This is a genomic window from Paenibacillus sp. FSL L8-0158 (genome assembly GCF_038592965.1).
GTDB lineage: Bacteria > Bacillota > Bacilli > Paenibacillales > Paenibacillaceae > Paenibacillus > Paenibacillus polymyxa_D.
The window spans coordinates 3,153,186-3,177,478 of sequence record NZ_CP151949.1; the positions used below are offsets into that span (position 1 = coordinate 3,153,186).

A 24,293-nucleotide genomic window follows, 5' to 3' on the forward strand; every position below is an offset into this window, starting at 1 on the left:
TTTTTCATATAGTGAATTAATTACTTTATTTTCATTCTTTATGGGTGTCAAAATACTTGGATTTACAACAAAAAAACCGCGCTATGCGCGGTTCCAGCTTCCATTACTTCCGTTAATACTGGCTTTAGTCATAAACATATGCATATTATTGCAAGTATTCAAGCGCCAGAGCTAAAAAAATATGCCCTGAGACGAGCAATGCCCGCTCATCAAAATCAAAGTGAGGATGGTGATGAGCAAAATGCGTTCGTTCATCCTCATTCCGGGCACCTACATGAATGAAGGCTCCTGGTCGTTGCTCCAAATAATAAGCAAAATCCTCTGCTCCCATGACCGGCTTCAAATCCAAAAAAGCGTCTACTCCATACAGTCTGCCGATGAGCTCGCGTACACGCTCCGTTTCGGCTTCCGCATTCACCAAAGAAGGATAGCCATTCAAATAGTCCATTTCGTATCCGGCATGATAAGCCTCAGTCAACCCCTTAACGATACTGCGAATTTCATTCTCGACTTCCTTACGCACTTCCTTATTAAACGTACGTACGGTTCCTTCAATTTTGGCCTTATCTGCAATCACATTAAAGGCAGTTCCAGCTTGAAATACCCCAATCGTTAATACTGCTGATTCAATAGGGTCCACCCTACGACTAACCACCTGCTGCAACCCGTTCACAATTTGGCTGCCGATAACAATAGAGTCCACCGTCTGATGCGGTCGTGCGCCATGCCCACCTTTACCGTTGATCTGGATCGTAAACGCGTCGACAGCCGCCATCGCTGGCCCACTCTTTAATCCAATTTTACCAAAAGGAATTTCAGACGCGAGGTGAATACCATATACCGCCTCTACCCCATCCAGACAGCCATCCTCAATCATAAACTTGGCTCCGCCAGGCGGTTTTTCTTCTGCATGTTGAAAAATAAACACAAGCTTTCCCTTCAACGCCTCACGGTTATGGCTCAACACGCGTGCTACTCCAAGTAACGCAGCCGTGTGACCATCATGACCGCAGGCATGCATAACACCCGGAACGGTCGATTTATAAGGCACATCCTTTTCATCCTGAATGGGAAGTGCATCAAAATCAGCACGAAATGCAATCGTTCTACCTGGCTGACCGCCTTCTAAAAACCCGAGCACGCCGTTTCCACCCACATTCGTTCTTACCTCAATACCAAAAGAGCGCAATTGATCGGCGATAAAAGCAGACGTATTCGTTTCTTCAAAAGAAAGCTCGGGATGCTGATGTAGATGTCTTCTCCACGCAATCAGCTCTTGTTCACCATCTTTTAATTCCTGAACCCATTTTTCTAGCATAATACCCTCTTTTCCTATTGAATTTATATACTTCTATCCTTATCTTACCATGAACGGCCTGTAGAATGTAGCTCTCCTATCATAGAAGACTTGAATTGACAACAAAAAAGAGCCGATAGGATACTCTCCCCAACTCTTTTTCATTACTAACTTATCTATTTAGAATTTTTCAGGTATTGAAAAACTGACTAATGTTTCCTCTTACGGGATGTGTCTGTTCCCTGTACTCACCTTTCGTATAGCTTCCAATCACCTTACGCCAAAAAGATTGTGCCGGCCTATTTGTGCTCATTTGGGTCACCTTCCAACGTCCGTTAAAACGTCCAAACAGCTCATGAGCCGCCCAAGTCCCAACCCCATTATGCCGATAAGGACGAAGTACAAAGAACTCAGCCATGTAGTAGTCAGCTTCTCGATTGCTGGACATTCGGTCAACGAGTGCAAAGCCCACAGGAACATCCTGTCTCCAAATCAGAAATGGCAACTTCTGTTCACCGCTCGTCCAATATTGATACAAGTCTGGATAAGCCGGGAATGTCCCCTTCTCAGTGACATCAATTCGAAGATAGGCTGTAAAATCGTATAAATAAAATTGCATGAGCTGTACAATAATGTCCTTTTGCGACTCCGGTACACTCTTAATAGACAGCTTCAGTTCCGATTTGATATTATACCCCATACTTTCACCTCTCTTGGCGGTTCAATCCGTTCTTTAACTTCGAATTACATCCCATCCAGTGCTGTTCAAAATATGCTAAAATACATATATATTATGACCGGACGAGGTGGAACCCAATGAATATACAAAAGATCATCGACCGGCGCAAACTAGATGAAAAAATGCCGGGATTACCATGGTACGTGCAGCAATTTATGGATTATAAGCTGCCCGACCTGTCCCCTTCCACACTACTAGAATATGTGCGGGATTACGAAGCTTTCTTTTCATGGCTTCGCTCGGAAGGCTTGTCTGCCGGAGAAACGAATGCCCAAGTTACACTTGAAGAGTTGGAGACACTTCACATGGACAGTATTACAGGCTTTCGATTATTTCTGTCTACTAAGCGCGAAGGCTCCAACTCCCGTATAACCATTTCACGTAAGCTATCGTCTCTGCGTTCGCTTTTTCATTATTTAAGTCAGATCGCTGAGGATGAAAATTTTTATCCATTGCTCAAACGCAACATTATGGCCAAGGTCGAAATCAAGCGTATACATAAACCCAAGGATACGGCGGCCAAGCTTAAAGGTAAAATACTGGAAGAGGAAGAACTGCTTGAATTCATCGGTTATATTTATGAAGGCTATGGTCAGGATTTAGCCGATAACAAGCAGGCGCTATACTCCTATGAACTAAATAAGGAACGGGATGCCTGTATCGCCAGCCTTATTTTGAACTCAGGCCTGCGCGTATCTGAAATCGTCAATCTGAATCTGGATGATTTAGACATAAACAATAAATTATTATATGTGTATCGCAAAGGCAATAACGACGAAACCTTTAAAACGCCGGTGTATTTCCGCGAGCAATCCAAAGATGATCTCGTACTTTATTTGTCCCTGAGACATACCCGTTACCGCGCCCCAAAAAAAGAAAAGGCTCTCTTTGTCACACGTCCTAACGGGAGTACAGAAGGCAAACGGATGACCAAAAGAGCGATTCAGGCAATGATCATCAAGTACGCCAAACGGTTCGGCAAGCCATACCTTACCGTGCATAAGCTTCGTCATTCCTTTGCTACTGATTATTATTTACAAAATGATATTTACAAAACAAAGGAGCAACTGGGGCACGCTTCGACAGAAACAACAGAAGTGTATGCCCACCTGACTGACAAAACCATGTCTCAGGCGATCGAACGGCGGGTAGAGACTCTAACTGACTCAGCCGATTGATGTCTCACTCCTGCTCGTTCCTCGCTCCTTCTATCTGCTTTTGAATCTGTTCGAGTAGCCAGCGGCCTGCGGGTCCGTTGGCCTCGGCAGGAAATATTTGTATCATTTCATCTGAGTAGTGACGTTGAGCCCAATCCATTTGATGCTCCCAAACAGCTACCCCCTGTACATTTGTCAGCTTACCGGTAAGCTGAGCATCCGACTGCTCTCGCATCATGACCAACTTCGGATAATCCTCCTGCTTGAAGCCTTCCAGCAACACACAATCATAGGCCTGAAAATGCCGTATCAGCTTGGTAACAGGCTGACTATTCTCCTCTAAAATAGCTGTTCTTCCAGCCGAGACAATAGCTACGCCTTCAGCCCCCGCCTGTCGGTGCTTGTACGTATCTGTACCCTCATGATCCATTTCAAATTCATGTCCATCATGCTTGATCACTGCTACGCGTAGACCTGACTTCTGCACATAACGAATCAATCCTCCGAGAAAGGTCGTTTTTCCCGTATTTTTGAATCCGACGATTTGACATACAAATGGATGTTTCGTATTCACGTCACCTGTCCACCTTGTAACACCAGTACACGCACCTCTTCGCCTTCGCGTAATCCTTCTGTTGTGGGAGGAATCACGATTAGACAGTCGCTGTCCTTAATGGTCACCATGACACTAGATTCATCTACTCGCGCAGGAATCGCGTATACTTGCCCACCACGTATCTCCAAAGAGCTGCGTACAAAGCGTGTATAGTTGTTTACCTTCGTATAATCTGCGCCTAACTTCGCCATCCAGGTTTGTAAATATGGATGTGCCGAAGATAACATCATTTGGATCGTCGGCCGTACAAACAACTCACAGCCTACAAAGCACGCACCAGGGTTGCCTGAAAGCGCAAATAACAGCTTACCGTCAATCACTGCGGCTGTAGTCACACTTCCTGGACGCATCGTAACCTTGTTGAACAGCATATTCACATCTTCCTGTCGTACCAGGTCACCCATAATATCAAAATCCCCCACCGATACTCCTCCACTCGTGACCACGATATCATAGGCAGCTATCGCTTCACGTACAGAGGTACGGGCAAGGCTCAAATCATCATGAATGGCTTGTAAAATGAACGGCTCTCCTCCTGCCTCTCTGATTTGAGAAGCCAACATATATGTATTACTGTTTCGAATTTTCCCCGGTTGTAACGGCTCATCCACTGCAAGTAATTCCGATCCTGTAGAAAAAACGGCCACCCTTGGCTTCCTGTAAACAGGTACCCGATGTACTCCAAAAGTAGCCAGTACCGAGATGTGCCCCGCTCCCAGGCAGGTTCCCTTACTAAGCAAAAGCTGACCTTCCTGAATCTCATGACCAATCTGTGTCACATTTTTGCCAACTTCTATACGCTTCTTCAAGCCGACATATGTCTGTCCATTTTCCTCACGCAGCTGTGTCGCTTCCAGCATGACAACCGTGTCCGCTCCTTCAGGTAATTGCGCTCCTGTCATGATGCGGGCAGCCATTCCAGTCTCCACCCGCTTGTCCGATACGGTGCCACATGGAATTTCATCAATTACATGCAGCCAGATTTCCTGACCGGACGAGCACACTTCGGTGTCCGAGCCAAGGATCGCATAACCGTCCATACCTGAACGGCGAAAACGAGGATACGGGTGTGGTGCGGTCAAATCCATCGCCAAATAACGTCCATGCGCCTGCTCCAGCTCTACGTCTTCCCTTTCACCCTGTTTAACATGACTAGCTATCCTGCTTTGTGCCTCTTCCACCTGAACTGCTTTACGCTGGAATTTTTCTGCATTTAATGATGTATGATTCATATTTTCACTCCGTTCTTCTAAAATGCCCTCTTTCTGTTATAACGCTAAAACCGTTATCTGGCAAATCCGAACGGTATTTATTGAATTGCTCCAAGTCTTTATCCGCCAAAAAACAGCCTGGATATCATATCGCGGCTGTTTTTGGTAGATTTCAGTTTTTAATTTTGCGTATCATCCGGTCATTTCTCTATTTTATTAGTTTATATTAATTTTTCCGAAATAGATTGAATCTATTGAAACCTCATATAACGAGGACATTTGCTGTGCTCGAGCTATTGTTAAATCGGATGAATCTTCCTCTATATGTTTTAATTCATTCATTGACATACCAAGTATATTGCAAGCTATTAACTCACTATATCCTGAAGCGAGTCGTGCCATCTTTATTGTATAAAAGCTAGTGCAAGTTACATTTTTATTTTTATCTGCGACCATCCAATCAACTCCACAATATAATTGATAAAAAAGTAATTTACCTGTATACTCTGAACGAAACACTTTCCCCTGTTAGGAGCAAGTAAGGTGCAAAAACTTACTCGGGGGAAATGCCTTTTGAAAGAGGAGCTCAAATCTCATGGACGCACTCAATCTTGGCTCGCCCGACGAACTGGATATTCGCGGCAACAAATATCCAACTGGATCGCGGGACGTGACAAAATGTCATTCGAGGCGGCAGTCCTCATTTCTAGGATATTGGAATGTAAAGCTGAGGACTTATATGAGTGGGAACTTGCCTGACAAACAGGCATTTCCTTCGGGCCGATTGTAAATGCCGGCATTTACATTATATATCCTGCTTTTACCCTCCTTTTCTTTTATGTAGATTGTTTATACTTTGATTTAAAAGATTGTTATTTTTTTCATAATCAATTTTATCACATGGAAAATGATTAAAAACGGGAAATATGTCGAATTAAATCGAAATTATCCGGCTTATCCTAGTCTAACTGATTATTGACTTATTCATTTAAATATGCTAGCAAAAATGACCCCTGAATTTTCATGGGTCATTTCCACAATTTCCTAAGCGCTTTAAGCTTATTATGAGACATAGAGCAAGTGAAGTCAGATCCTTCGAATCGTACTAGACCTCCAAATGCGTTAGACTCAATCTCACAAACTAAGTCGAGATTGATCAGGGTATCTTTATAAGCTGGATATAGATACGGAAAAGCTTCCCTGCAAGCCTGTACGGTTAGCCCGATTGTATAAGAACGATCTCCAGAGTTGAAACGCGGGACATAGTAATTTTTTTTAGGTTCCCACATATCCACACTATGCATATTCATTACCTTAAAAAAACCGCTCACTGCTGCCTTACCCACTACCTTAATTTCCGATCCGAAAATATAACGAATTTCTCTATCGGCATTCATTGCATCTGCATATATTTGTTTCCACCGAGATAAATTTGCTGAATTTATACTTTCCTTAATATCATGATTTTTAAAAACAACCTGCCCCCCTCCATAATCTCCCGTAACGATCTTGTCCACTTGTGTTATGTTAACCAAATTAGATCCGTCCAAATTGCAAAAAGTGGGTAAGCCTACAGAACATTCATGGAGGGTGGTAGGAACAGTAAATCTACCATGAGAAGTATGAAAAAGCGGGATATGATAATTGCTTTTAGGCTTCCACAATTCAATCGCAACAAGGTGATTTTCACAAAAAAAAGAGCAATCTCCAAGTGAATTGTCATCAAGCAATTGAGTGGCTAGGATTCGCTTTTCCTCTTCCATTAAATTCAGTTCTTTTCTTTTTTCTTCAGCTCAGCTGGTACCGGTTTAGCGCCAAATATTGTTTTTTCTTTTTTGGTAGATTCGTTAGCGTATTTCCCAAGGCTGATATTTAAAGCTCTCGCCAATTTCTTATCCATTTTCGCTCACCTCCTTTCCATAAAGGTAGGATACTGAATGCTTGTATAGCTAAAGCTAAACATATTATGTGTGATTGTATAAAAAAATTTAATGTGCAAACCAAAATACATACCGTTTTATAGTATTTGTGGTATTTGGTCTTATGGATATAAATAAAATGATTGGGAGCATAAACTACAAATACGAGTAATGAACAAGCGTTTATAATCAAACTCGTTGATAAATTCAAAAAAATGAAGGGTATAGTTACACATATTGCCGTTGTAAAACAGACACAAAGTGTAAGGTTGCTGAAGTGTACCCCTCCTGAAAATCTCCTCACAAGCATGATTGTAAGCAGGGCTAATAATGCCCCCAAAAAATGTCCTGTTATCCATCCTATAACTGCGACCATGAGCACTGCTGAAATTTCGGTAATTTTTATACCAATCGCATACTCCATCACTTCAACACTTGTGGGTCCATCAGGATCAGCTTTCTTTATTTCTGATGCGATGTGCCTCGATAGCGTTTCTAGCATCCTCGTAATCTCCTTTCTCTGATAAGAAGTACGATATTCCAAAAGTTAGTAATGAGATGGAAAGTAATCCTATCGTTATGGAGTTATAGAGCATATACAAAGTAACAAAAATAGTGACAAATGATATTAGGGACCCTATAATGAACATTTTATTTAGGGATGCTAGGTAATTTTCACCTTTCAAAAAATCATGTGAGGGTTGAATGATAAATGAGAATCCAAAGTTATATTTCCCCATCACAAAAGAAATAAAGTACGCAGTAAGGATGGAAGACAACTGTATAACGTATATAGAAGAGCCAGCTGTATCACTTATAACACCTGGTTGTGCTACTCCGAAAAAGTTTGCAAATATATATACAAATAGCTGTAGGTTAATGTAAGCTGTAAGACCGGAACCAGCAGAAAAAGCCGCAAGATATGTTTTGATCCCTAAACCAAATCTTAAAAAGAGAACCATTAACAAATACTGAAGCGGAAAATCTAATTTAGGCATGCCTATTACTTCTCTCATGAGAAAGGAAAACAAAGTTATGCCAATTGCATAGAGAAGTATTTTTCTTCGATTTTCCCACACGGGGAGCATATAAAGCTTCAAGACCAGAGTAACTGCCGCTAAAGCATCGAAAAAACCAAGTAAAATATATAAAAAAGCAGATAACACAGTTACATCATCCTCCTATTTCGCCTGATGTAATTGTATATTTTACTAATAGATGTGGCAATGAAATAATCTAGTAAATTGGAATTTTTTGTATAAATATGAGGTGAAATTTTCTTCCCCTGGCTTTCTTCTTCAAACTCGACACCCATTCATGCTAACAAAAAAAGTCACCCCAAGTGAGCGACGTTGCTTTTGCTAATGTATTATGTTGGTTTTTTTTCGATATCAAGGTTATAATCTACTTAATTTGGGGCGGAGGGATTATAGTGGCTTTAAGTGACAATTTTAAAAAATTACGTATAAAATATCATTTGACTCAACAAGAGCTTGCTGAGATCGCTGGGGTTACCAATAAAGCAATTTCAGCTTGGGAGAGCGGACTTTCTGAACCACGGATGGGTGCTATAGAAAAGATAGCTCGTCATCTCCATATCAAAAAAAGCAACATTATTGAAGACGATGGTATTGAACACATAAGCTCTGATCAAGTGTAGGTCAAAGCAGACGGCAATAAAATCGAAGTGAGGGAGCACCGTTCAATTCACTTAGGTTATATCAAACTACAAAAAAGGAACTGTGCAACAGCTCCACAGTTCCGCAAACAACTTTAGAAGAAAATATAATATTACCCATTATCGTCGACTTCGTCGGCTTATTTTACCTGAACCGCTACGTGTTTTGGGCTTACTATAAGATTTACGCGGCGAATCAAATATGCTGGAACCGCCGCTGTCGCTCCGGTCACGTGAAATCGAGCCTCTGCTCGGTGAACTGCTGGACCCTCTGTCGAACAAACTTCCGCTTGACCCAACGCTAGAATCCGAGTTCTTCCCTCTACGGGTAACCGAACCTTTCCGCTCCACCGTAATCGGCGGAATCGCCTTTTTCTCCTGCACTGTAGGAGCACGATATTGGCCCTGAGAAGGTCGGTATACATCTCTGCTGGAGTAGCCCCGATAGGAGCCTGAACCACGCAAGGAATCAAACAGAGCATCCAGCACAGTTGCGGTTAAGTATCCTTTTAGAAAGCTTGAACTGTAATTTTGTTCGACATACTTTTTACTATCAATTTCAATGAGTGTATCTTCCTTCTTAGCTGGATCTTGCTGCAAATGGTACCACTCATCGCTATATACCAGAAACATCCGCTCATTGCTCTGCGGTGACATTTGTTCCGGTGTACGCTGTTCTTTCAATTCCTCCGCTACTTCCGGGACTGTCTTGCCAGCTGCCCGGTATACATACGAGGTTGAATTTCCGCTGCCACTAACCGATTCCAGCGGATACGTATCCTTTACACTTGGCGCGCCGCAGCCGCTTAACACGGATACGAACAAGCTCAGCGCCACAAAGACCTTTAATGCATACTGCCAGGTGCGTTTGCTCATGTGTAACCCTCTCCTAGCTTGCCCGAATAACCTTGACGTCTCCGGTAATCACTTCTTCTCCTTCATAAAGCATAAAGCGACCGTCCTGCCACTCTACTCGCAACAGATGGTAATTATCAGACTGGTACTGCCAAACATGCTGCTCTCCACCCTGTCGGAAAGGAGCACGGCCCATGACAGTAACTTGCCCAGAATACTGCTCCTCTAAATGATACGTTGTATCATCCAGCTCTAAAATGGTCGGCACTTCCTCGGGGTTGTCAAGTCTGCCGTCGATGGCCTGATATAGTCCGAATTGTAGTGTTTCCCGTTCCTCTATATGAAGATAACTGATTTGATTACCATCCTGAAGCGTCAAAACAACGGCATTCCGGGCACGATTATGTACACGACCTACCACTTCATAGGTGACAAGCGAAACTTCACAGATATCACCTGGATTTAAGTGAAGCATGCTTTTCTCTGCTTTTGGCGGCTCTGGCTTAGCAAATAGATTTGAAATTCGTTTCCAAACACTCATGGTTATATTCCTGCCTTTCTTAGCCTAGAAGCATGCTGTAATGATCAAGGCGCCAACCAGATGCAGCGCTCCTGAAAACAGGCCGAAACCAATTTTACCTTCCTGTGTACCTTTATCCAGATCAAACTGGGCCCAGTACCGCAACAGCAGACGTACAATAACTTCCAAAACAAGCAGGATGACAAAAGCGATCACAGAATACACAAGCGCTTCGAGCAAATTATTAGCTGTAGCGATAGAGCCTGACAAAATATAGCCCTGTGCAACCAGCTTCATAATCATTCGTACCGTTACGGCCATATTTCCAGCTTTCACTTCGGCAAAATCTTTATACTTCGTAAATAAAGAGTCGACATACATTAATGCGAAGATCAAAATAGCTCCCGCACCAGTCCATACAAGCATTGCTTTCATCGTTTCTAAAAAATGCATTTCATACCATCCTCCACATCTTCTTGACCTTCATATAATGTTTTACGCCTGCGGGCAGGGAAAAGCGAAGGAGAAAACGTTTCCCCTTCGCTTCCTGAGCAATCATACTTGGCGGCACTGCTTAAATGTTCTTATTTATTTTCGTATTGCTTCAACAAAGCGGCAAGCTCATCGTCCACGGCGCTTTTCTTATCCAGCTCTTTGAACTCCTCATCCAACGATTTTTCCTTAGAAGACATTTCGTTGCTCGCTTCGGCACGTGCTTCTGCTTGCAGCATTTTCTCCTCCATACGCTTCAATCCGGCAGTAGCCGTATCAGAGCTAAAACCGTTCATAGCTTTGTTAATTTCAGTTTGCGCTTTAGCTGCGTTATAACGGGCAACCAGTGTCTCGCGCTTGTTTTTCATTTCTGTCAGCTGTCTGCGCATTTCATCCAGCTTGCCACGCAGATTATCGGCTGCAGCTTTGTTCTGTTCGTAACCAGCTTTGAACTCGTTCATTTTTTGTTCAGCAGATTTCTTTTCTTCCAGCGCGCGACGGGCCAGATCTACATTTTGTGCTTTTGCAGCGGTATGTGCCTGTTCTTCGCGTTTCTTTACCAAAGCAGCCTGTTCTTCGTATTGCTGTTTGAATCTCTTTTCAATAGCAATTTGAGCGGCTACCGCTTTCTCTGCATCTTCCAGGTCCTCTTGCATATCACGAATGTATTGATCCGTCATTTTAACTGGATCTTCTGCCTTGTCAATAATGGCGTTAATGTTGGACATCGTAAGATCTCTTAATCGTTTGAAAATAGACATGTGAAGTTCCTCCTAGAGTTGAATGCTTAAATTTTAAGCTCTGTACACATGTTTACGCAAGCTTTGCAAAGAGGGTTTCAAAAATTATCTAAAAGCCGCGCAAGTAAGGCTCTGGGATGTCGGCCTGTACTTTTAGCTCCCGCGATGCATGCAACGCCCAATAGGGATCACGCAGCATGGCGCGGCCTATTGCTACCAGATCAGCTTCTTTTTGCTGAACAACCCGACGGGCGTCCTCATAATCATCCAGTAATCCAACAGCAATTACAGGTACATTCAGCTTTTCACGGATGGTATGAGCCAAATCCACCTGATAGCCGGCACGCGCAGACGGGCCTCCGCCAGAACCAATTGGACCCTCACCACCAGAAGAGATATGGAAAATGTCCACACCTGCATCACGATATCGTTCCCCTACACCTGTTATGTATTCCACATTATATCCATCCTCGACGTATTCTTTGGCAGATATCCGCATAAGCACAGGCATATCAGCAGGAAGAACCTCTTTAACAGCATGTATGACCTCAACACCGAACAGTGACAGATCCTGCCCATATTCATCTTCTCTGGTATTTGTTAAAGGCGAATGAAATTGATGGATCAGATAGCCGTGAGCGCCATGTATCTCAATCGTATCAAAACCGGCTTCCACCGCGCGGCGCGCGCCTTCTTTGTATGCCTGAACCAGTTCCCTGACTTCTGCTGTCTTTAAGGCGTGCGGCTTTTTAAAGCGTTCGCTAAAAGGAATCGAAGACGGACCCACAGGTTGCTCAGCATCTTCAGCCTTGCGTCCAGCGTGGCCTAGTTGAATGCCAATTTTGGCACCATACTTGTGGACTTCCTCTACAATCTTACGATATGCAGGAATATGTTCGTCACTCCAAATACCTAAATCACGATCCGTAATACGTCCATCAGGATGAACCGCTGTCATTTCCACAATAATAAGTCCAGTACCTCCTACTGCTCGGCTCACATAATGGACATGATGCCAATCCGTCGGATTTCCATCCTCGGCCTCCACACTGAATTGGCACATCGGGGGCATGACAATCCGATTTTTTAAAGAGAGCCCCTTTAATTGATAAGGAGTAAACAAGTCGGTCACTTTTATCCATCCTTCCTTCAATTCCATGTCTGTATAATTATGAATTGCATCCCCATTATACACCAGCTGTCACGGGATACCGAATTCGTTGTAAGGCTAAAACTTGCGAAAATGCTCCTGTTTTCGGTCATGTTTAAGAGAATATGTACGTTTAGCTCCATCATCTTCATTGATAATCATTTCATCGCGGACTTCTTTCCAGACGTTTATGAGCCTAACTTGGTTACCAGCATATTTTTAATAGGACAGGTGCATAATAGTCGAGAGCACCACTAGGTACCACTGCACGGAAAGGGGGGATACATATGCCGTACAGGGGAGTGTTGCCATGCTTGGCACTGTTACTAGCATTTTCAAGTTTACCCGTTCACGCGGATGCGCCTCCCAACATCGGAACGCCCCATCCCAAGGAAGCAGCTGTTGCTTCTTCTGTACATCCGAGTACAGATCGAGCTACTCCTACATTAGCAATGTTGCGTAAAAAACATGCGGACATTTTTAAAATGTGCGGCCCACACACCCGCCAAATTGCCTTAACCTTTGATGATGTGCCCGATTCTAGGTATACGCCGCAGGTTTTGGACGTATTACACGCCAACGGCATCAAAGCCACCTTTTTCATCGTCGGTCACCGTGCGGAAAAGCATCCGGAGATCATACGCCGTATTATCCGTGAAGGCCATGCTATAGGAAACCATTCCTATACTCACCCGGATTTTAGGAAGGCTACACCAGAACGCTTTCGCAACCAGATTACAAAAACAGAACGTATTTTACAAGCCAGCGCAGGTTTTCGCCCCAAGTTGATTCGTCCACCCTACGGTGAAATTACGGAGCCTCAAATAAAGTGGGCACGTCGTCATGGCTACATGATTGTCAACTGGAATGTAGACTCTCTCGACTGGAAGGGACTAAGTAAAACACAAATTCAGCGAAATGTGATCCCAGCTACAGGGCCTGGCTCTATTATTTTAATGCACGCTGGTGGAGGTCAAAGTTCCAACTTGCAAGGCACTGTCCAAGCTCTGCCGGGTCTAATTCACTCTCTAAAAGCTAAGGGCTACAAATTTGTGACAGTGCCCCGGCTACTCCACACATCGGAACGGAAATAACAATATGTTTATGATTGAGGTACAAGCTAAAGCAACGTAAAAAGGCTGTCTTACCAGCAGAAGTATTCTGCTCGTCAAGACAGCCTTTTTACGAATGAGACCTGATAAGAGTCCGACCTAGTTATATACGGTGGGATATAGGCGTTAGGTTTACATAATATATATTATGTTTAATTTAAATCGTATATACGTGCAATACTATTTATCAATAACGTAAAGTTTCACATTTTGAAATCCAAAGTCGTTCACAAATGATTTGTTGCCAGGAATAAAGATATCAATCCGCTTTCCTGTAATGGCGCTACCCTGATCGCGAGCGACAGCTACAAAAGAATGATCCGGCAAACCTGGGTGCGAATAGCCTGTAACCAGCACTTTCGTGCCCATCGGAATGACGTTAGGATCTACCGCAATTGTACCTAGTTTAAGCGGATTGCCGTAGTAGTCCACTGCGCCCCATTTACCATTCTCATCGGCTGCGGCAGAATACGCTGAAGCCTTAACGTCAACTATTTTGCTATAGTTGAATGTTTTACCCCAAGCTTCAATCGTTGGCGCCTCATTCGCTGCTGCTTTCTCCGTAAGAAGCTGCGGCTTCGAATCCGAAGCTGCCTTTACACTTTTTTCGCCAGGCACCTTAATTTGCAGACCTGCATATATATTGCTGGAGGCAATGTTTGGGTTGGCCTTTGTTAGCTCGCCTACCGATACTCCATAACGTTGAGCAAGCAAAAAGAAGGTATCGCCCTCTTTGGCAGTGTGAAGCGAGGCAGCATCCGCTATTTCAGCTGTCTGTGCCAACCCTGCAATAGCTGCGGCAAGCACCGCAATTTTCATCGTTTTACCAATATGTTTTAAATGTTTCAAAGATATGTACCTCCTCTGTTATGCCTGCGAAGTTAGCTGTCGGATTCGGACTCAGGAGAAGCCCTATGCTTGTGCAATTCACCCCTAGGCATATTCCACATCGTCTTATGACGTATCGGAATGGCTGCCGTTGTTACGTCCCCCGCACTTCCCATAGTTTGGGCCAGCATTCAGCGCTTGTCATAACCGCATGCTGTCCCGGTAAGTTTTGGCTTACTGCATAATATCACAATTTTGTAACCTTATCCGCATGAAAATGTTGGGAACCTTGAACATCATACTATACTCGTTACAATTTTGTCATCAAAAAATCGATATTTGTTACGAAAGTATGGGGAAATGGTGACAAAAAAAGAAAAGCCCTCCGTCAACGGAGGGCTTTTTTATAGATTAGATCAGCACTTTCTTACAATACTTTGGCAAGAAAATCACGAGTGCGATCATGGCTTGGAGTGCCAAATACCTGGTCTGGTGCACCCTGCTCCACAATTTGACCGTTATCCATAAAGATAATTCGATCGCCTACCTCGCGGGCAAAGCCCATTTCATGCGTTACAATTACCATTGTCATACCGCCTTCGGCGAGCTTCTTCATTACATCCAGAACCTCTCCAACCATTTCAGGGTCCAATGCAGAAGTCGGCTCATCGAACAGCATTACGTGCGGCTGCATGGCCAAAGCACGCGCAATCGCAATACGTTGCTTCTGACCACCGGATAGCTGGTTCGGATAGGTATTCTTCTTATCCTCGAGCCCCACGGTACGCAGGAGTTCTAATGCAATTTTTTCCGCTTCCTTACCTGACTGTTTTCTAACCTGCGTCGGTGCAAGCGTCAGGTTCTGCAACACTGTTTTGTGTGGGAACAGATTAAAATGTTGGAACACCATCCCCATTTTTTCCCGGGTTACATTAATATTATGACCACGAGCTGTAATCGGCTCGCCCTCAAATAAAATCTCCCCGTCCGTCGGCTGTTCTAACAGATTCATACAACGCAAAAACGTACTCTTCCCTGAACCGCTGGGGCCGATGATAACGACAACTTCTCCTTTGGCGATATCTATATCAATGCCTTTTAAAATCTCATTCTTGCCAAACGATTTACGCAATTGTTTAACGGTGATCACTGGCTCTCAACTTCCTTTCCCATAAACCAAGCAGCTTAGACAAGCTGAATGTCATTACAAAATAAATAGCGGCTGCAATTATGAACGGACTTAATCCTTCATAGGTAATATTCTTAATGACCTGGGCTTGATACATAATATCCACCATCCCAATAGTCGAAATAATGGAGGATTCTTTAATAATTGTAATAAACTCATTACCGATAGCAGGCAAAATAGATTTAAACGCTTGCGGCAAAATGACGTGACGCATAGCTTTGCCTCGTCCCATACCCAATGAGCGGGCAGCCTCCATCTGTCCACGGTCTACTGCCTGGATACCTGCACGGAAAATTTCAGCCAGATATGCCGAGCTATTCAGAGACAATGTGATTATACCGGACTGGAGTGGGGTAAAATTGACACCCAGCGTCAAAGCAATCCCGTAGTGAATGATCATGAGCTGCACCAGCATAGGTGTGCCACGCAGGATCTCCACATATGTGGTACCTAACCACTCAATGATGCGTATACCACTCATCCGCAGCAAGGATACGATCAGACCAATGATAAATCCAAACAGTACTCCGAGTGCAGACAGCAACAGAGTGTAGCCAATACCCGTAGCGTAAAGACTGCGGTATTTCCAAAAAATATCTACGATGTTATTAGAAGAAACCTGTCGATCTGCAGAGAGTGCACTCGCTTCTGTAGAAAACTTCTCAATCGACCCGTCCGCTTTCAGGCGAGCCAACGTTTTATTTACAGAGGCAAGCAATTCTGCGTTCCCCTTACGTATACCTACAGCTGTTTCTGCTCCGGCATCCTCAGGTACCGCTTTGGCAAGTGTTACGGTCCCATCTAACGTGTAACCTTTAGCAACCGTATCTTCGATTACGACAGCGTTGATACGTTGGGTCCGAAGCTGGAGTACCAGATCGGATATTTTGTCCAGTGAGGTTACAGAGGCATTGGGTACTTTTTGAGCAATTTCTTCCTGAATACTCCCCTTTTGCGCGCCAATCTTCTCGTCTTTCAAAGCAGCCATCGTAGGATATTTGTCTTTATCCTCTGGGCGTACCATAATGACTTGCTTGGAGCGATAATATACATCTGAAAAATCAATGCTTTTTCTGCGCTCATCCGTCGGTGTCATACCGGACAGTACCAAGTCTACGCGACCACTTTGCAGAGCAGGTAGCAAAGAGTCAAAACTCATGTCCTCAGGGACCATCTCCGCACCCAAATCTTTGGCGATTTCCTTCGCGATTTCCACATCGAATCCAACAATAGTATCCTTACCGTTAATAACTTTATGAAACTCATACGGCGGAAAGTCGGCACTCATGCCCACTACAAGTTTTTTCTGTGGCTTTGCTTCCGTTCCGTATGCATTGAGCATGGGAAGACCCGTCAACAGCAAGATAACCGCCGTCACAACCAGGGCGGTAAAACGATATGCCTTTTTCAATCTTTTTTTCTCTCCTTAAATTCTTTATAATAAATAAGATTGTGTCATTATAAATGAATATGCATGATTATGCAATGAATGTTATAGTACAATTTCATCATACCTAGCGCAATACCCACATTACAGCTTATATAAAGGAGTTTTCAGCATGGATTTTAAACAGACCATTCAAAAGACAATTGAGCAGCATGCCCCACGCTTTAAGGACATTTCGTTATATATTGGGGCAAATCCTGAACTTGGAAACGAGGAATTTCTGGCCGCTGCCCGTTTAAAAGAAGAACTCATTTTTCACGGTTTTGAGGTCCAGGCACCCGTATTGGGCATAGAAACAGCCTTTATTGCAACTTACAAAGCTGAAAAATCCGGACCGGTTGTCGCTTTTCTGGCAGAATATGACGCTCTGAAAGGTCTAGGACACGCCTGTGGGCACCACCTGATATGCATGATGAGTACCGGTGCTGCCGTTGGCCTCAAGTCGATCATCGACGAAACTGGTGGAGAAGTACGGGTATACGGCACACCTGCCGAAGAAACACGTGGTGCTAAGGTCCCTATGGCCGCTGCCGGGTTGTTTGATGATTGCGACATAGCACTAATGACGCATCCTTATGACCGTTACGAAAAATCAGGCAAATCGCTGGCGATTGATGCTGTACAATTCGAATTTTTTGGTCAAGCCGCTCACGCGGCTGCCAGCCCGCACGAAGGCATTAACGCGCTGGACGCTGTGATCCAAACGTTCAATGGCATCAATGCATTCCGTCAACAAGTAAAAAGTACAGTGCGTATCCATGGGATCATTAATCAGGGTGGGCAAGCAGCCAATATTATTCCCGATTACGCCTCAGCCCAATTTTATGTAAGGGCCGCTACACGTCAAGAACTGAACCTGCTGACTCGCCGTGTTATTCAAATTGCTGAAGGAGCTGCTTTACAGGCCGGATGTCGTTTGGAGACCTCCAATTATGAGACTTCTTATGATGAAATGGTCACGAACCGTGTACTTTCCGATGCGTTTACCGCAAATTTGGTGCAGGCTGGCATTTCGCAAGAAGTTATAACGGAAGGCGAAGATCATGGCTCTATGGATATCGGAAATGTATCGCTTCATTGCCCTGCTATCCATCCTTACATTCAAGTTATTGACGAGAAGCATGCCTTGCATACACCAGAATTCCGCGATTTGGCGATGCAGGACCGAGCCATGGAAGGAATGCTGCTGGCTGCGAGAACTTTGGCATGGACTGCTTGCGATGTAATCACGAATCCTGAACTGCTAGCCCAGATAAAAAAAGAATTCGCTCTGCTGAATAACGAACGCTAAATCTTAATTCCGTGTTCTTTCAGAAAGGAGTAGCCAGCCATCATGGATAGTATGAGTAGCTTTTGGACGTTGTTTATTGTGATAGACCTCATCATTTTTTGGTTTATATTCCGTGCAATACGCAGGAACCGGGGAAACAGAAAAACACGGCGCCGGAATGCTTTTTTCCTCAGCTCCCCTTCTCCTTCTTCCCTTACGCAGGAGCGTCATCCAGAGATTACGGAGCTGATGCAACTACTGGAGCAATCCATTCCTGTCTCCTATGCTCATAGCGTAAGGAATCGTGTAATGGAAGCCCACCCAGAGATTACGGAGCAAGAATATGAGTGGCGCTGGCATGAGCTAAAACGATATTTTATGCTATGCGCGATTATGAATCGTGTGCCTATGTTCAGTAGTGATGTGGATGAATTATGGCACGAAATGTTGATGTTTACCCGCGAATATCAGCAATTCTCGGAAGCTTTTTTTGGTCGTATGCTTCACCATGCGCCCCATTCTGGCGGCTCTCAGCCGATGCCGGAGGAGCGTGCGTGGTTTGACTGGTTGTATGTGGAATGCTTTGGCTGGAACCGCTATAGCGCCAGTTTGTGGGGGACTTTTTTTAATCATCCATTACCGAACGACGAGCTTTCACACTATTACAAACTCACAAGTTCGGCGCAGCCAGCAGGTAACCGCTGGAATACTCAGGAGAATATAGCCATTTCACAGCAAGCCCAACAAGCGGTTCATAAGATTGTACAACACCTGCGCGAGCGGGTGAATAAAGCGGTGGATGATCCTGAGGGTAAGCAATTGCCTAAGGTCAACTATTTACAGGTCGACTATCTGTTATTAGCGGTTGTGTGGTACTCATGGTATCAACCTGAACAATTTGCCATACACATGCACCCGGATGCTACAGGCAATGCCGGGTTAGCTAGCTCATCTGGTTGTAGCTCGGCAAGCGGCTGCTCAAACTGGGATACGCATCACTCGCATCATCATTCCTCCCATGACAGTTCTCATCATGGAGGCTCTTCTCACCATGATTCAGGCGATTCTGGTAGCCATTCTTCGTGTAGCAGCGGCTCTTCATGTGGAAGCAGCTGTGGTGGCGGGGGCGACTGATCATAGCAAAAAAGGGAATTCCTCAGCCAAACACTGGCTAAAGGGATTCCCTTTTTCATTTAATATGACTATGGTGTTCCTACTCCGTTCAGTCCGTCTTTGTGAGCAAATGGTAAATATCCATATACGCTTCGGCTGAAACATCCCAACTATATTCTCCTGCAAAAGCCGTCTGTGTAAGCTTCGACCAATGCTCAGATTGGCGATAAAAATGAACAGCACGACGAATGGTATTCAGCATATCATGTGCATTGTAGTTCGTGAAGCTAAATCCGTTTCCTTCCCCTGTAGACTCATTGTAAGCCTGCACAGTATCGTTAAGGCCCCCAGTTTCTCGCACAATAGGGATACTTCCATAACGAAGCGCCAGCAGTTGGCTGATCCCGCAAGGCTCAAACCTTGATGGCATAAGATACATATCGCTTGCCGCATATATTTTTCGTGACAGAGGTTCGCTAAAAGCGAGCTGCGCCGACATTTTCAGTGGATAGCGTCCCGCTGCCTCACGGAACCAATGCTCAAAAGCCGGATCCCCTGTTCCCAGCACGACAAACTGGATATCATCATAATACAAGATTTCGTCAAGGACTCTCGTTACCAGGTCTAGCCCCTTCATATCTACAAGCCGGGTTACCATGGCAATCATAGGTACGTCCGGACGCACCGGCAGACCTAGCTCCTTTTGCAGACCAATTTTGTTTTCCTTTTTCTTTGTCAGACTCGTTCGATACTTCGTATAAATACGATTGTCCGTAGCAGGATTGTAGCTTTTGGTGTCAATTCCGTTCACAATCCCTGTTAAGCGACCCTGATCTCCCAATTTACGAAGCAGACCCTCCAGCCCATATCCGTAAAATTCCGTTTGAATTTCCTCTGCATAGGTTGGACTCACGGTCGTGACATGATCCGAGTACGTAAGCCCACCTTTCATAAAATTCAGTCTGCCATGATACTCCACACCCTCGGGGGTGAAATAGCTCCCATCCAGGTTGAGCAACTCGGTTAAGACCTCATACGGAAAATCCCCCTGATACAGCAGATTATGTATCGTAAACACCGTGCGAATAGCGCTGTAGAAGGGTAAATGTCGATAATCGGCATTCAGAAGTAGCGGAACCATCGCCGTATGCCAATCATGACAATGTAAAATATTCGGCTGAAAGTTCAGTTCAGGTAGCACTTCTAAAATCGCCCGGTTAAAAAAGGAAAAGCGTTCGCCATCATCCATATAACCGTAAATACCGTCACGACCGAAGTAATACTCATTGTCTATAAAATAAACCTTGATTCCGTCTAATGTCAGTTCCTCTATTCCACAATATTGATTACGCCAGCCTACGGCTACTTGTTTTACCGCTACTGGACGTAGAGACTTTTTATAAGTATCGGGAATCCCCGCATATTTAGGCAAAATGATTCGGACGTCGCACCCCGCCTGACGAAGTGCCTTCGGCAGTGCGCCAATGACATCAGCCAACCCGCCTGTTTTAATAAATGGATGTGCTTCTGCTGCCGCAAACAAAATGTTCATATATGCTTCCTCCTTATGTGGTTAATCTGCTTTTTTAGGCCTCCGAGGCGCTTTCTTGAGTATAACGATGCTCAGGGGTGGTATGGTCACCTCCAAGCTGTGAAGCTGTCCGTGGCAAGGAATACGGGCGGTCCGTCTCACTCCGGTATTTAGCTGGCCACTTCCCCCAAAGTCCTTATGATCGCTGTTCAGCAGTTCGATATAACTCCCGGCCTTTTCCAGCCCAATTCGGTAGTTCTCTCTGGGTACGGGCTGAAAGTTAATAAGCACGACCAGTGTATCTCCTGGCTTTTTGCTTTTACGTAAATACGTAATTACGCTCTGCCCACGGTCCTCCGCCTCAATCCACTGATATCCATCCCACGAATGATCCAGTTCCCATAGTGCCTTTTCCTGAATATACAAATGATTCAGAGCTTTCGTAAAAGCGTGCAGCGAACGGTGACTGTCATAATCCAGCAGAAACCAGTCAAGCTGCTCCTCATCCTTCCATTCGATGAATTGGCCGAATTCCCCTCCCATAAATAAGAGCTTTTTGCCCGGCGAGGTGATTTGGTAACCGAGAAGCGCTCGAAGCCCGGCAAATTTTTGCTCATAGCTACCCGGCATTTTATCAAGCAGCGACTTCTTACCATGAACAACCTCATCGTGCGACAACGGCAGTGTAAAATTTTCGCTGTACGCATAAGCTATGGGGAATGTCAGCAAATTATGGCGCTCCGGCCTCTGATCGAAATTCGTTTCGATATAATCAAGCGTATCGTTCATCCAGCCCATATTCCATTTGTAATTAAAACCGAGTCCTCCATCGCTTACCGGGGAAGTTACCATAGGCCAGGCACTGGACTCCTCTGCCATCATCAGAGCATACGGATAATAGCGGAATACTGTTTCATTCAGTTGTTGAAGGAAGGCAATAGCCTCCTCATTTTCAATACCTCCCTTAGAGTTAAAACGATATTGACCGTCCTGCTTTTCAAAATCCAGCCGTAGCATACTCGTCACAGCATCTACGCGCAGGCCGTCAATATGGTACATATCCATCCAAAATAACGCATTAGATATCAGGAAAGAACGCACCTCCGGTTTGCTGTAATCAAACGTCAGCGTTCCCCAGCCGGGCTTTTCCGCAATCAGCGGATCCGCATATTCGAACAGGGGCGATCCGTCAAACAGCCTTAATCCATGAGCATCTTTTGCAAAATGGGCTGGGACCCAATCCATCAGCACTCCAATTCCCGCCTGATGACAACGATCCACCAAATACATAAAATCATGCGGTTCTCCATAACGGCTTGTGAGTGCAAAATAACCAGTAAGTTGGTAGCCCCAGGAAAGATCATACGGATGTTCACTCAGCGGCATCAGCTCGATATGTGTATACCCCATATCAGTCACATAAGGCACAAGAAGCTCAGCTATTTCCCTGTATGTATAAAACGTACCATCTTCTTTTTGCTTCCAAGTGCCCAGATGAAGCTCATATATGTGCAGAGGCTTTCCATACGGTGCTCTACGTTTTCGGCGCCAAATGGCATCGTTCCAAGTATAACCATCTATAGAAGCTACCACAGAAGCCGTTGCCGGTCTCACTTCAGCGCGTACCGCGTAAGGGTCTGCTTTCAGAAATCTTTCACCGTTTGCACCCGTAATTTCGTATTTGTAAAAAGTTCCTTGGGATATCCCCGGAAAAAAACGACTCCAAAAACCGGATTTGGGAACCCTATATAAGGAATCCTGTTCCCCATTCCAGTTGTTGCGATCTGTAGCAAGCCCGACATGGAGAGCATGAGGAGCCCAGACCGTAAAGCGGACGCCCTGTTCTCCGTTCTCCACAGTAAGGTGGGAACCCAAAGATCGGTAGCTGTGATAAAGCGTTCCTTCATGAAACAAATAAATATCTTCCGATGAAATAGCTTGTTGCGGAAGAGTTTGGTCTGTCATCACGTCACCACCCTTATATGTTTGTAGGTAAAAATGTATGAATCGGTAATGCATTCGCTTTTGGGTCAAAGCTGACTTGAGTTATTACCCCATTCTAGCCACAATGAACAGAAAAATGACTAGGAAAAAAATAAACCTTAGTTTTTGGGGAATCTTATATACCTAATGGTTTCAAGAGTACCCCATACCGTTTATGTATGTACTACACTGACAACTAAACCGGGAGGGAAACGAAATGTTTAATAAAGAATGCATTGCCATGCTGCTGGCAGGCGGAGAGGGACGCCGTCTTGCTCCCCTTACTTCAACGATTGCAAAACCCGCCGTACCTTTTGGCGGTCATTACCGGATCATCGATTTTCCTCTCAGTAACTGCGTAAATTCAGACATTGATACTGTAGGCGTACTGACGCAATATGAGGCAGAATCCTTGCACGAACATATCGGGGATGGAACACCATGGGGTCTCACAAAAACAGATGACAAAGGAATTACCCTGCTTCCATCTTATAACACAGGTAACGCTGAATACTTAGGAACGGCAGATGCTATTCATAAGAATATTGAATATATTGACAGCCAAAATCCGGAGCATGTGCTTATTTTATCCGGTGATCATATTTACTATATGAATTATCGCGAAATGCTGAACCACCATAAGGAAAAAGGAGCTGCGGCTACCATTTCTGTCATGGAGGTACCTTGGGATGAAGCACACCGTTTTGGTGTTATGAGTGCGGATGAAGATCTACGTGTCACAGAATTTGCAGAGAAACCTGAGAAACCGGAAAGTAATTTGGCGTCTATGGGGATTTATCTTTTTAAATGGGATTACTTGAGAAATTACCTATTAGAAGACGCACAGGATGCTCAATCCAGTCATGATTTTGGTAAAGATATCATACCTAAAATGTTAGCGGATCAAGAATCCTTGTACGTTTATGAATTCCAGGGCTATTGGAAGGACGTAGGTACCGTTAAAAGCCTATGGGATTCACACATGGATTTGTTACACGAAAATTGTGCGATCGACCTTCAACGCAAGGATTGGCCGATGTATACACGTGAACGCCGCACAAGGTTGAGCGCACAAAAGGTACCTAACCGCCAAACGCAGCCATTGGGCAGCTTGTTGCATGATTCCTGTCAAGTAGAGGGCCGAATTGAACGCTCCGTTGTATTTAGTGGTGTCGAGGTAGGTAAAGGATCAGCCATCAAAGAAAGTATCGTTATGCCGGACACACGCATTGGACGTAACGTCCATATTGAACATGCAATTATCGGTGAAGGTGCTGTGATTCGCGATGGTGCTGTCATTAAAGGTAGTCCGGGCGAAATTATGGTCATCGGACCCAATGAAGTGGTATTTGGTAAAATGGCGGTACGGCCGCAAACTACACGTATGCTGAAAGAAGCTTACGAGCGCAATACACGCTTGCGTGCCGAAGGTTTTACTTCATAACG

The 24,293-nt window shown here is 44.5% G+C and carries 25 protein-coding genes and 1 riboswitch; of the genes, 7 read left to right on the plus strand and 18 right to left on the minus strand.

What is annotated here, in order from left to right; all coding sequences use genetic code 11:
- Nucleotides 1–145 precede the first annotated feature (145 nt).
- Nucleotides 146–1,318, minus strand: coding sequence for a M20 family metallopeptidase (locus NSQ68_RS13595; RefSeq protein WP_342426253.1), 1,173 nt, complete (start codon nucleotides 1,316–1,318; stop codon nucleotides 146–148).
- A 169-nt stretch (nucleotides 1,319–1,487) separates the two neighbouring features.
- Nucleotides 1,488–1,997, minus strand: a complete 510-nt coding sequence (locus tag NSQ68_RS13600; protein WP_029517475.1) for a GNAT family N-acetyltransferase — start codon at nucleotides 1,995–1,997, stop codon at nucleotides 1,488–1,490.
- Between the two features lie 116 nt (nucleotides 1,998–2,113).
- On the opposite strand from NSQ68_RS13600, the gene xerS reads away from it, so the two are divergent.
- Entirely contained in the window at nucleotides 2,114–3,214 is a 1,101-nt protein-coding gene (xerS, locus tag NSQ68_RS13605; protein WP_307345441.1) for a tyrosine recombinase XerS, read from the plus strand.
- A gap of 4 nt (nucleotides 3,215–3,218) precedes the next feature.
- Here the strand turns inward: xerS and mobB are convergent, their stop codons facing one another.
- The 3 genes from mobB to NSQ68_RS13620 form a co-directional block, all read right to left on the minus strand.
- Nucleotides 3,219–3,767, minus strand: a complete 549-nt coding sequence (mobB, locus tag NSQ68_RS13610) for a molybdopterin-guanine dinucleotide biosynthesis protein B (RefSeq protein WP_342426254.1) — start codon at nucleotides 3,765–3,767, stop codon at nucleotides 3,219–3,221.
- Nucleotides 3,764–5,041, minus strand: coding sequence for a gephyrin-like molybdotransferase Glp (gene glp, locus NSQ68_RS13615; protein WP_342426255.1), 1,278 nt, complete (start codon nucleotides 5,039–5,041; stop codon nucleotides 3,764–3,766). The genes mobB and glp overlap by 4 nt, the downstream gene beginning before the upstream one ends.
- Nucleotides 5,042–5,236: 195 nt before the next feature.
- Nucleotides 5,237–5,476 carry a helix-turn-helix transcriptional regulator gene (locus NSQ68_RS13620; RefSeq protein WP_342426256.1) on the minus strand — a complete coding sequence of 80 codons (240 nt, stop codon included), beginning with the start codon at nucleotides 5,474–5,476 and terminating at the stop codon, nucleotides 5,237–5,239.
- 87 nt (nucleotides 5,477–5,563) lie between these two features.
- On the opposite strand from NSQ68_RS13620, the gene NSQ68_RS13625 reads away from it, so the two are divergent.
- A complete protein-coding gene (locus tag NSQ68_RS13625) occupies nucleotides 5,564–5,779 on the plus strand; it encodes a helix-turn-helix transcriptional regulator (protein WP_016820733.1) in 216 nt (71 codons plus the stop codon).
- Nucleotides 5,780–6,048: 269 nt separating this feature from the next.
- On the opposite strand, the gene NSQ68_RS13630 is transcribed toward NSQ68_RS13625, so the two are convergent.
- The 3 genes from NSQ68_RS13630 to NSQ68_RS13640 form a co-directional block, all read right to left on the minus strand.
- Complete coding sequence (locus tag NSQ68_RS13630; RefSeq protein WP_342426257.1) at nucleotides 6,049–6,783, minus strand: hypothetical protein; 735 nt, start codon at nucleotides 6,781–6,783, stop codon at nucleotides 6,049–6,051.
- A gap of 5 nt (nucleotides 6,784–6,788) precedes the next feature.
- On the minus strand, nucleotides 6,789–6,920 hold the full coding sequence (locus NSQ68_RS13635) for a hypothetical protein (RefSeq protein ID WP_307345469.1): 132 nt from the start codon (nucleotides 6,918–6,920) through the stop codon (nucleotides 6,789–6,791).
- 471 nt (nucleotides 6,921–7,391) lie between these two features.
- Nucleotides 7,392–8,105 (minus strand): hypothetical protein, encoded by a 714-nt coding sequence (locus NSQ68_RS13640; RefSeq protein ID WP_307345471.1) that lies wholly within the window; start codon nucleotides 8,103–8,105, stop codon nucleotides 7,392–7,394.
- Between the two features lie 266 nt (nucleotides 8,106–8,371).
- On the opposite strand from NSQ68_RS13640, the gene NSQ68_RS13645 reads away from it, so the two are divergent.
- Nucleotides 8,372–8,599 (plus strand): helix-turn-helix transcriptional regulator, encoded by a 228-nt coding sequence (locus tag NSQ68_RS13645; protein ID WP_013371426.1) that lies wholly within the window; start codon nucleotides 8,372–8,374, stop codon nucleotides 8,597–8,599.
- Nucleotides 8,600–8,737: 138 nt separating this feature from the next.
- Here the strand turns inward: NSQ68_RS13645 and NSQ68_RS13650 are convergent, their stop codons facing one another.
- The 5 genes from NSQ68_RS13650 to NSQ68_RS13670 form a co-directional block, all read right to left on the minus strand.
- Complete coding sequence (locus NSQ68_RS13650) at nucleotides 8,738–9,493, minus strand: DUF4247 domain-containing protein (protein ID WP_029517466.1); 756 nt, start codon at nucleotides 9,491–9,493, stop codon at nucleotides 8,738–8,740.
- A 13-nt stretch (nucleotides 9,494–9,506) separates the two neighbouring features.
- Nucleotides 9,507–10,013 (minus strand): DUF4178 domain-containing protein, encoded by a 507-nt coding sequence (locus NSQ68_RS13655; RefSeq protein WP_307345475.1) that lies wholly within the window; start codon nucleotides 10,011–10,013, stop codon nucleotides 9,507–9,509.
- A 24-nt stretch (nucleotides 10,014–10,037) separates the two neighbouring features.
- The gene (locus tag NSQ68_RS13660) at nucleotides 10,038–10,445 is read right to left on the minus strand and encodes a DUF350 domain-containing protein (protein ID WP_013310484.1); all 408 of its coding nucleotides are present in this window, start codon (nucleotides 10,443–10,445) and stop codon (nucleotides 10,038–10,040) included.
- A gap of 131 nt (nucleotides 10,446–10,576) precedes the next feature.
- Nucleotides 10,577–11,245 carry a PspA/IM30 family protein gene (locus NSQ68_RS13665; protein ID WP_010348252.1) on the minus strand — a complete coding sequence of 223 codons (669 nt, stop codon included), beginning with the start codon at nucleotides 11,243–11,245 and terminating at the stop codon, nucleotides 10,577–10,579.
- Nucleotides 11,246–11,333: 88 nt separating this feature from the next.
- Nucleotides 11,334–12,356, minus strand: a complete 1,023-nt coding sequence (locus NSQ68_RS13670; RefSeq protein ID WP_342426258.1) for an NADH:flavin oxidoreductase/NADH oxidase — start codon at nucleotides 12,354–12,356, stop codon at nucleotides 11,334–11,336.
- Between the two features lie 305 nt (nucleotides 12,357–12,661).
- Between NSQ68_RS13670 and NSQ68_RS13675 the strand changes: the two genes are divergently transcribed.
- A complete protein-coding gene (locus tag NSQ68_RS13675) occupies nucleotides 12,662–13,468 on the plus strand; it encodes a polysaccharide deacetylase family protein (RefSeq protein ID WP_342426259.1) in 807 nt (268 codons plus the stop codon).
- Nucleotides 13,469–13,666: 198 nt separating this feature from the next.
- On the opposite strand, the gene NSQ68_RS13680 is transcribed toward NSQ68_RS13675, so the two are convergent.
- The 3 genes from NSQ68_RS13680 to NSQ68_RS13690 all read right to left on the minus strand — a co-directional run bounded on the left by NSQ68_RS13680 (nucleotide 13,667) and on the right by NSQ68_RS13690 (nucleotide 16,914).
- Nucleotides 13,667–14,335, minus strand: coding sequence for a 3D domain-containing protein (locus NSQ68_RS13680; RefSeq protein ID WP_342426260.1), 669 nt, complete (start codon nucleotides 14,333–14,335; stop codon nucleotides 13,667–13,669).
- A 6-nt stretch (nucleotides 14,336–14,341) separates the two neighbouring features.
- Nucleotides 14,342–14,510, minus strand: a riboswitch (cyclic di-AMP (ydaO/yuaA leader).
- 231 nt (nucleotides 14,511–14,741) lie between these two features.
- Entirely contained in the window at nucleotides 14,742–15,464 is a 723-nt protein-coding gene (locus NSQ68_RS13685) for an amino acid ABC transporter ATP-binding protein (protein WP_029517461.1), read from the minus strand.
- A complete protein-coding gene (locus tag NSQ68_RS13690; RefSeq protein ID WP_342426261.1) occupies nucleotides 15,451–16,914 on the minus strand; it encodes an ABC transporter substrate-binding protein/permease in 1,464 nt (487 codons plus the stop codon). Before NSQ68_RS13690 ends, NSQ68_RS13685 begins: the two co-directional genes overlap by 14 nt.
- 148 nt (nucleotides 16,915–17,062) lie before the next feature.
- Here NSQ68_RS13690 and NSQ68_RS13695 point away from each other — a divergent pair, with 148 nt between their 5' ends.
- Nucleotides 17,063–18,241: a M20 family metallopeptidase gene (locus NSQ68_RS13695; protein WP_342426262.1), complete on the plus strand. Its 1,179-nt coding sequence runs from the start codon at nucleotides 17,063–17,065 to the stop codon at nucleotides 18,239–18,241.
- 42 nt (nucleotides 18,242–18,283) lie between these two features.
- Nucleotides 18,284–19,354, plus strand: coding sequence for a hypothetical protein (locus NSQ68_RS13700; protein WP_342426263.1), 1,071 nt, complete (start codon nucleotides 18,284–18,286; stop codon nucleotides 19,352–19,354).
- Between the two features lie 88 nt (nucleotides 19,355–19,442).
- Here NSQ68_RS13700 and glgA read toward each other — a convergent pair whose 3' ends face one another.
- Both glgA and glgB read right to left on the minus strand, forming a co-directional pair.
- Nucleotides 19,443–20,885 carry a glycogen synthase GlgA gene (glgA, locus tag NSQ68_RS13705; protein WP_342426264.1) on the minus strand — a complete coding sequence of 481 codons (1,443 nt, stop codon included), beginning with the start codon at nucleotides 20,883–20,885 and terminating at the stop codon, nucleotides 19,443–19,445.
- Between the two features lie 21 nt (nucleotides 20,886–20,906).
- Entirely contained in the window at nucleotides 20,907–22,829 is a 1,923-nt protein-coding gene (glgB, locus tag NSQ68_RS13710) for a 1,4-alpha-glucan branching protein GlgB (protein WP_342426265.1), read from the minus strand.
- 235 nt (nucleotides 22,830–23,064) lie between these two features.
- Between glgB and NSQ68_RS13715 the strand changes: the two genes are divergently transcribed.
- Nucleotides 23,065–24,291, plus strand: a complete 1,227-nt coding sequence (locus NSQ68_RS13715) for a glucose-1-phosphate adenylyltransferase (protein ID WP_029517455.1) — start codon at nucleotides 23,065–23,067, stop codon at nucleotides 24,289–24,291.
- Nucleotides 24,292–24,293: the final 2 nt, after the last annotated feature.